3 protein-coding genes are annotated in these 8,742 nt (G+C 69.3%); 1 reads left to right on the top strand and 2 read right to left on the bottom strand.

Going from position 1 to position 8,742, the window contains the following annotated elements; genetic code table 11:
• Positions 1-199 precede the first annotated feature (199 nt).
• Positions 200-2,662, bottom strand: a complete 2,463-nt coding sequence (locus tag FJ309_16665) for a PEP-CTERM sorting domain-containing protein (GenBank protein ID MBM3956208.1) — start codon at positions 2,660-2,662, stop codon at positions 200-202.
• A gap of 464 nt (positions 2,663-3,126) precedes the next feature.
• Positions 3,127-4,425 (bottom strand): sulfatase, encoded by a 1,299-nt coding sequence (locus tag FJ309_16670; protein MBM3956209.1) that lies wholly within the window; start codon positions 4,423-4,425, stop codon positions 3,127-3,129.
• Positions 4,426-6,754: 2,329 nt separating this feature from the next.
• On the opposite strand from FJ309_16670, the gene FJ309_16675 reads away from it, so the two are divergent.
• Positions 6,755-8,017, top strand: a complete 1,263-nt coding sequence (locus FJ309_16675; GenBank protein ID MBM3956210.1) for a PDZ domain-containing protein — start codon at positions 6,755-6,757, stop codon at positions 8,015-8,017.
• The last annotated feature ends 725 nt before the right edge of the window (positions 8,018-8,742 follow it).

Genomic DNA, 8,742 nt, shown 5'->3' on the forward strand with positions numbered 1-8,742 from the left:
GGGGCGCGAGCAGGCTGGAAGGAGCGTGCCGGCCAGCGCCGCCAGCAACGTCCACGACCAGTTGCGGCAGCGGCTCATGGCAGGCTTCAGCGTCATCGCCTGCGGTGCGGAAGCGACGGCCGCTCCCGATTGCAAGCGCAAAGCAATTGCAGCAATTCTACCGGCAAATCGGGTGGCCGCCACTGCCGGGAACGACGGTTCAGCCCTGCCGGCGTGCCCGCGACCGACTCCGGCAGCGCCGCACCACGAGGGCCGCCATGCCGACCGCCGCCAGGGCCCACGTCGTGGGTTCCGGGACGGCGACAAGGAACGTCCGGTTGCTGCCGGCGTCGAAGATCGTCGTCACGCCGTCCGGGGCGCCGGGCGTGAGAAGCCGCCCGTCGGCGAGGAACGACGTGATGTCGCTGGTCCTGTCACCGTCGAGCGCCAGCCCCCAGCCGTTGATCGGCCCGGTCCCGGAGAATGCCTGGAGCGTGAGAAAGCTGCCGACGCCCGCGACGATCAATAGCGACTTGAGGCCGAGCGGCGTCTGGGCGACGAGGTCACCGCCATTCTGCAGGAAGACGTCGCCTGTGATCGAATCACCGGCCCGGGCGGTGAGCAGGGCTCCGTTGACCACCTGCAGCCCGTTCACGGCCAAGGTGCCCGGGCCGGCGATCGCCGCATTCGAGCCATTGAGCGACAATTGTCCGCCGATCGACAGGGCCGTGTCGAGCGTGAGCACCCCGTTGACGAGGGTCACGGTGTTGGCGATCGCGTCACCGGGGCTGAAGGTGAGGCTGGCGGCGTTGTCGAGAACCAGGTTCTGCACGGCGAAGGCACCCGCTCCCGAGAGCGCCGCACTCGACCCCGTCAGGTTCAGGGTGCCGGCCAGCGTGAGGTCGCGGTTGAGCGTGAGGACGGAGTCGAAGAGGAACACGTTGCTCGTGATCGAGTCTCCCGGGTCGTAGGCGAGGGTCGCGCCGTTGCTGAGGAACACCTGCGGCGTCGTGTAGGAGCCGGTACCGCCGATCGTGGAGCTGCCGGACAGCGTGAGAAAACCGGCGAGATCGAGCGATCGCTCGAGGACGAGTGCGGCATTGTCGAACAACTGCACGTTGCTCGTGATCGAGTCACCCGTCCGGTAGGCGAGCGTGCTGCTGGTGAGGCCGACGGTCGGGGTGGCATAACGGCCTGAGCCGGAGAGCGTTGCGCTCGTGAGCGCGAGGCTGTTGGCGAGCGGGAGGTCCTTGTCGAGGGTGAGCGTGCCACTACTGACGAAGACCGCCGAGGTGATCGAGTCGCCACCGTCGTACGACAGCGAGTTGTTGCTGAGAGACAACGTGGCGACCCGGTAGTCGTGCGGTCCTCCCAGGCCCGCAGTCGGGCCGGAGAGGTAGAGACCACCGGTCAGCTCCAGCGGCTTGTCGAGCGTCAGCACGGAGTCGGAGAGGAATACGTCACCGGTGATCGAGTCCCCCGTGCGGTAAGACAACCCCGCTGCCTGCGACACCCTCAGGAACGACGTCGTGTAGCTTCCCGTGCCGGTCAGCGCCGCGGCCGATCCCGTGAGGTCGATTTGGTTCGTGACCAGATTCGCATCGAGAACGAACGTCGAGTCGGCGACCGCCACGAAGCCAGACACCGAATCGTCGGCGTCGAACACGAGCGTCGCACCGTTGGTCAGCGACAGTGTCTGGACCGAGTAGTTCCCGGTGCCGGCCACCGTCGCCGTGGAACCGCTCAGGAACAGTCCGCCCGTCGCCAGCGTGGTGCCGCTGACGTCGATGGTCGCGTCGGACACCGACGCGAAATTCGTGATCGCGTCGCCGGCCCGGTATGGCAATGTCGCGCCATTGCTGACGAACATGTTCGCTGTCTCGTAGCGACCGCTGCCTCCCAGGGTGGCGCCCGATCCGAACAGCTGCATCTGAAACAGACCACTGACATCGCGGTCGAGTGTGAGCGAGCCGTCGTCGATGAACACGCCGCCACCCGCGGCGATCGATCCGGTCGGCGTGAGCGTGAACGCAGCGCCGTCGTTGACGGACAGACTGAACATCGAGAGGCCGTGGCCATTGGTCTCGAGTGCCGCCGTCGAGCCGGTGAGGTCGATGTTCGAGACGTCAAGCGACCGGCCGAGGCGGAGCGTGGAATCGAAGAGACCGACGCCCGACGTGATCGAATCGGCAGCCTGGTGATCGATCGCACCGGCGTTGTCGAGATACAGGTAGCCGAGCGAGTAATTCCCACCGGACTGCACGAGCGAACCGGGACCCACGAACGCACCTTGGAACGCGGTGAGCGTGCCGGATGGATTGAGACGGACCGAGCCCGGTGACGAACCGAGGGTGAACGTGTCGGCGTAGATGTAGTCGCCGATCGTCACCGGGGCGTTGACGTTGAAGATTCCGGCGTCGAAGACGGTGACGTGATCGGTGACCGTCAGGGTCGCGTCGGCGTCGTACGTCGAACGCGTGCCGTCGGCGGCGGTACCCGACACGAAGATCCGGTCGAACGTCGCTGCCGTCGTGTTGCCGGTGACCGTGCCGCCGGAGACATCGAGATCCTGGCCGATCGTCGGGCGCCCAACGACGGCGACCGCGAACAACGAGCCGGCGAGCAGGGCACCGCGGAGTGCCAGGGCGAACCGTACGCATTCCAGCGGGCGTCCCTTGTCCATCACATCCCGGTGGTTCGTCGTCCTCAAGGGAACCCCCTTGAGCAGCCCGTGGAGAAAGTGATCGGCCGCCGGATGCGGCCGACGGCAACCACGTATGCCGATGAAGCAAAAGACTCGCCGTTTTGACTCTGATCACCTGTTGCGAAGCCGCGCTCGGACGTGCGGCACGAAAACACGAAGAAAACGCCAGGGTTTTGGTCACCCATGAAAACAGCCCACCACAGAGGGGGGATCGGGGCGACTGCGGCGAATCGCTCCAGGTATCGCGAAAGGATCCTCCTCGGTGGGGCGATTCGCCGCACAGGGGAGTCATCCCCGGGGGGCGGCGCGGGTGACGGCTCGTGCCGGAGACCGACGCGGTGGCGCGGTCCGGCGGTGATGCGGATGGGGACCCGGGAAACCCTCGGCGTTTCCCGCGGTCGCCTCAGTGGACACTGGCCTCAGAGGGCTTTGTCCACGGACAGCTAGCGCGCGACCGGAGCGGTGCGCCCCTTCGGCTGGTCGCGCTGCGGGTCGGCGGCCGGGTTCGGGGTGGGGAGCTGGGCGCCGGTGTCCGCCAGCCAGGCGTCGAGGCGCGCCGCAAGATCGGCGACAGTCCGTGGATCGGCGGCGGCGCGGTCGTGCGCCTCGCCGGGATCGTGGGCCAGGTCGTAGAGCTCCTGCCGGCCATCTTCGTAGAACCGCACCAGCCGCCAGTCGCCGGCGCGGATCGCCGAATACGGCGTGGCGCCGCCGGGATGGTAGTGCGGGTAGTGCCAATACACGGCGTCGCGCGCGAGCCCACCGCCGCGGAGCACGGGGGCCAGGCTCACGCCGTCGAGCGGCTGGCCCGGTGCGGCGCCGGCGCCGGTGAGGTCGAGGATCGTGGCGGCGATGTCAGGGGTGATCGCCGGCACGGCCGTCGTGGTTCCCGGCGCCGTGACGCCGGGCCACGACACGATCAGCGGCACGCGCACGCCCCCTTCGTAGGCCGAGCCCTTGCCGGCGCGGAGCGGGGCATTGTCGGTGACGGGCAAAAGGCCGCCGTTGTCGGCGGTAAACACGATCGCCGTCGACTCGCGGAGGCCGAGCCGGTCGAGCGCGGCGACGATCGTCCCCAGGGCGTCGTCGACGCTCGCGACCATCGCCGCGTACTTCGCGTTTTTGTGTCCGGGGTTTCCTCCCGGCGCCGGGCCGCCGGCGTAGGCCGCGACCACGTCCTCCTTCGCCTCCAGCGGCGTGTGGACGCAGTAGTGGGGCAGGTAGAGGAAAAACGGCGCGTCGCGGTGGGCCTCGATGAACGCCACCGCCTCGGCCGCCTCGCGGTCGGTGAGGTATTCGCCGGCCGGACCGTCGGCGAGCGTCGCGATCTTGTAGGGAGAGAAATAACTCGGCGGCTGGCCGCGGTCGGTGCCGCCGCGGTTGATGGCGAAGCCCTGCTCCGTGGGCGAGAGCCCCACGCCCCCCAGATGCCACTTGCCGATGCTCGCCGTCGCGTAGCCGGCCGACGCGAGTCGCTCGGCGATCGTGACCTGCTCGAGCGGAAGGTGCTTCCGCCAGTCGGGGATCGTCAGTTTCGCGAACGGCCGCTCGTGGCCGGCGATCCAGTCGGTGATGTGCAGCCGGGCCGGGTACTGCCCCGTCAGCAGTGCCGCGCGGGTCGGGCTGCAGACGGTGCAGGCGGAGTAGCCGGCGAGGAAGCGCATCCCGGACGCGGCGAGGCGATCGACGTGCGGCGTCTTGTAGAACGTGCTCCCCTGGCAGGAGAGATCGCTCCACCCCATATCGTCGACGAGGACGACGATCACGTTGGGCTTGCCCGCGCGGGTGGAGCCGCCCGCCGGGTGTGGCGCGGCCCCGGGCTGACCCGCCCCCGGCTTCTCGAGCGGCACCGTCACCGGCCAGCCGGGATACTCCTGCGGCTCGCCGCCGACACGCTCGGGAAACCGCGGCCAGCAGTGGAACGTGACGGTGTCGGCGTGAAAATCCCAGACCGCGGCGCCAAACCCGTCGCCCCGTTTCTGCTCGTCGGTGCGGTCCTCGGGATTGGCGTAGGCGGCGACCGTGATCTTGTTGCCGAGGCCGTCGCGGTAGTCGCCGGTCCAGGGGAGCGGGCTGCCGGGAATCGGGTCGGCGCCCGGCTGCTCGTCTTCGGGGTGCCACCAGCGGCCGTAGATCGTGTTGACGATCGCCGGCACGGTAAATGCCCACGGCCCGTCGCGAAACTCGTCGATCCCGTGCTGCACGACGACCGCGAGGTGCTGGTCGCCGCAGAGGTGGACGGCGCCTGCGCGCTTGAGGATCCGCAGGGCGGCGGCGCGCCCCGACTGCGGCCAGCCGTTGCAGTCGAGGTCGGCCAGCAGCCGGTTGCCCGGTTCGCCATGGAGGTGGACGGCGCCGCAGAAGGCGGTCTGCGAGAGGACCCCCTTGGCGCGCACGCCGGCGGTGTCGCCAGCCCAGTCCGCGAGCCAGTCGAGCTGGCGCTTGCCGAGCAGCTCGAGGCCGGGCAGGTCGATCGCCGCCCGGTCGTAGGCGGGGTCGGTGATGTGGTCGGGGCGCGGGCCGAGCTGCGGGATCGTGCCGGCCGGCCCGGTCTTGAACTTCCGGTCCTCGACGATCGTGAAGTCGACACCGCCGAGGACGAGGCGGGTGAAATAGACCGTGATCCCCTGGTCGACCGGGGCCGGATCGACCGGATCGGGGAGATGCCAGGTCTGCTGGCGCTGGACCATGTTCACGTAGGCGGCGGGGTAGTAGTAGCCACCGTCGGCGCCGTTCTTGTCGAGCGCCCGCTTGCCCCCCGCACCCCACAGGTTGGGATGGCCGACGTCGTGGTCGTCGGGGATCGTCACCGTCGGCCGGTCGCGGATCACGTCGCGGAACTGCAGGCCGAACTCGATCCAGCCGACGGTGTGCTGCGTGTGGCGGTAGGTCTGGTCGCCGGCGAAGAAGAGCAAATCGGGGTCGGCCGCGCGGAGCGACTCGACCAGTTCCGTGCGCGGGCCGGTCGTGCTCGACGAATTGCAACTCAGCGCGGCGACGGCGATCCGCTCCTTGTCGCGCGGGTCGCGGCGGACCGTGCCCGTGAACGTCGCCTGGGCGCCATGGCACACGCGGTAGGGGAGCGTGCGCGAGGTGTCCCAGCCGTCGACGCGGAAGTGGGCATCCCAGCCGGGATAGAGGACCGGGCCGCGCGCGACCTCCTTCCAGCCGCCGCCATCATCGACTTCGAGCCGGGCCTCGAGGTCTTCGCCCGGCTTCAGCGGGAAAAGCTGCGCCGTGAGCTTGAGCGTGCCGGGGCCGCCGGTGGGAGGCACGGAGACGGTGTAGAGGGCAAACGCGATCACATCGGCCCGTGGCACGTCGAGCGGGAAGGGGCGGGCGGCCTTGGCGTTTCTCCGGCCGTCGCCGGGCACGGCGCGCTGCGGGGTCCACCAGGCCCCGGTCGCCCAGCCGTCGAGCGCGGGCCACTCGGCCCCGAACGGGGCGGGATCGGGGTTGGCCGGCACGGTCTCGGCGGCGGGCGCCGAGGCCGACCCAGCCGCCAGCACCAGCGGCGCGAGCACGAGGGCGAGGTTGCGGAGCATGTCACAAGCCTTTGTCTGCCAGCGGGTTGGGTGATGACGCCGGCCCGGCCGGGAATCGCCCGCCACGAAAACCGGCGCCGGTGTCGTTCTCTTCCGGGACCACCACGATGATGGTTTATCGCGCCGCCTGCGCTCCCCGTGCAACCCACCGGCATCGTCCGCCCGCGCGAGGACCTGTTCGGCGTGCCGGTCGCGATCGGATGACGAGCAGTCGGCGGGTTCGCGAGCGTCTGATAAAGGTGGCGTGTCGAAGATGCTCGAAATACCCTGCGCCCCGCAGCCTCCGCTCGGGCTCTGCAGAGGGGGGGCGCCCCTCGCGCCTTTGCCCTCGCATCGACCCGCATGCAGTGGCGACGGGCCGATGCGAGGGCGACGGCGGAGGGGCTTCGCGGGTCCCGTGATGGAATGCGATTGAGACCCGCGTGTGGTCGAGCGACAATACTCACGGTGGGCGGTTTTCCCTGAGGAGGGTATGACGATGCGTGCTTCTATGCGAGCTTCGCTGAGTGTTTCCATGCGTGCTTCCATGAGATCTTTCCGTGCCCTGTCGGGCGCGGTGATGGTGGCGGGCGTTGCGGGCGCGACCCCCTGTCGTGCCGATGACGGGGCGGCAACGCCGCCGCCACTGCCGGCGGTGCGCGTGGTTGGTGACGAGTCGGGCACGGCGGGGAAGGTGTTGACGATCATCGCCGGGACTGGCGCCGACGGCGCCGGCGGCACCGAGAACGCCGACGGCGTTCCCAAGCGGATCAGGATTCGGGTCGTCGGCGACGTGGCGACGGTGATCGATGCCGCGGAGTTTGGTGCTGCAGAGGCCGGCGCCGCGGCAGGGGCCGGCGCCGCGGCAGGGGGCGGCGCGGAGGCAGGCGGCGTCCCCGCCAGGAAACTCGTCCCCTACATCGGCGTGGCCACGAGCCCGTTGGCGCCGGCCGTCCGCGCGCAGACGGGGTTGCCCGAGGATGTCGGGCTGGCGGTCGACGCCGTCACGCCCGACAGTCCGGCCGCCGCCGCGGGGCTCGTGCCGTTCGACGTGCTCGCCAAGTACGACGACCAGATCCTCTGTGCCGCCGTGCAGCTCTCGGCGCTGGTCAAACGCACCGGAACGGGCAGCACCGCCACGCTCACCGTCCTCCGCGGCGGGAAGGAGCTCACGGTGCCGGTAAAGATCGGTGAGCGGGAAGCCGACGTGACGATGCAGATAGTGCCCGGCCCGGGCATGCCGGGATTCGGAGGCGGCGGCTTCGGAGTCGGTGCCGGGATGGCGCCAATGGGGATCGTTCCGGGGTTCGGGCTCGATCAGGCGGCCCTCCAGCGACTTCAAGAAGCGGCCAAGAATGCCGGCGGTGTTTGGCAGGGTCAGGTGCAGGGAGTGGTGCCGCTGCCCGGCGGTGCTCCTTGGACCGCGCCCCTGCCGGGGGTTCCGATGCCTCCCCCGCGCTTCTTCTTCACCACTCCCGGTGGGCCGGCCGGTGGTGGCACTGCCAGCGGTGTGGGCGAGAGCGGAGGTGCGGGCCCCGGGGCGGGAGCCGCCACGCAGACACAGAGCCAATCGATTTCGTTGTTCACCGATGCCGAGGGACGGGTCGAGTTTCGTGACACCAACGGCACCAAGCGGGTGATCGTGTTCGGCGCCGATGGCCAAGAGCAGTATTCGGGCGCCTACGACACCGACGCCGACCGGGCCGCCGTGCCCGAAGCGCTCCGCGCCCGCGTCGGCAGGGCGGCTGGTTCCATCGGTCAAGCCGATCCCCGTCCGCAGCCCCTGAGGCCGAAGAAGATGAGCTTGTAGAGAGCAGCTTCCCCCGCGCCGTCCGTCCGGCGTGCACGCAGCGTGCACGCCGGCGGCGGCCGTTCTCTCTGAAATCAGTGACGATTGGGGAACCGAATGGGTTTACCTCACCATGCGAGCCAGACGACCCGCCATTGAGACTCGCGATTGACAGAAGGGCTGTTGCTTTATCGAACACGAAGGCGAGGACGAGCTGGACGTCGGACATGACAGGGGATCTCCTGGGACTAGAAACACGGACCGGGAACCACCGGGTAGCCAGACAGGCCGACTGGGAAAACGAGAAGCCGCCCGCAGGGATTGCCTGGGGCGGCGGGAGAGAGATAGGGCGGTCCGGGGAATCAGGCCGGCCGACCTGAGTGACGCGGCCCTACTCCCGACTTGCGGGTAGTCCGGGAAGGGGGGGCGACGCTGGACGGACCCCCCCTTGTGGCCCGGAGGGGTGGGGCCGGATATATTGCACGGCGCGCCTGTTAACGCACCGGCGTGCAGGGGCAGAAATCGCCACAAGCTGCTGCCCGCAGGGTAGTTGTGTTCGAAAGGGCGATGTGGCCGCCGGTGCGTTAACACGCGCGGGCGGGTGGTTATACAGACCGTATAAATACGAGTTAGGCGGCAAGCCATGCGTCCCGGCCAGCTTCAACCAAACGAGTTCGAGCGTGCGATTCTTCACAGCTTCGGCTCGGTGTTGCCATCCTTGCTTCCGCTCATAGACAGTCTTCGTG

The sequence above is a fragment of the Planctomycetota bacterium genome, assembly GCA_016872555.1.
In the GTDB taxonomy this organism is placed as follows: Bacteria; Planctomycetota; Planctomycetia; order Pirellulales; family UBA1268; genus F1-20-MAGs016.

Bases quoted from the DNA above. Each gene is read 5' to 3' on its own strand.
- FJ309_16665 (MBM3956208.1), bottom strand. From the start codon at position 2,662: ATGGACAAGGGACGCCCGCTGGAATGCGTACGGTTCGCCCTGGCACTC.
- FJ309_16675 (MBM3956210.1), top strand. From the start codon at position 6,755: ATGAGATCTTTCCGTGCCCTGTCGGGCGCGGTGATGGTGGCGGGCGTT.
- FJ309_16670 (MBM3956209.1), bottom strand. From the start codon at position 4,425: ATGGGGTGGAGCGATCTCTCCTGCCAGGGGAGCACGTTCTACAAGACG.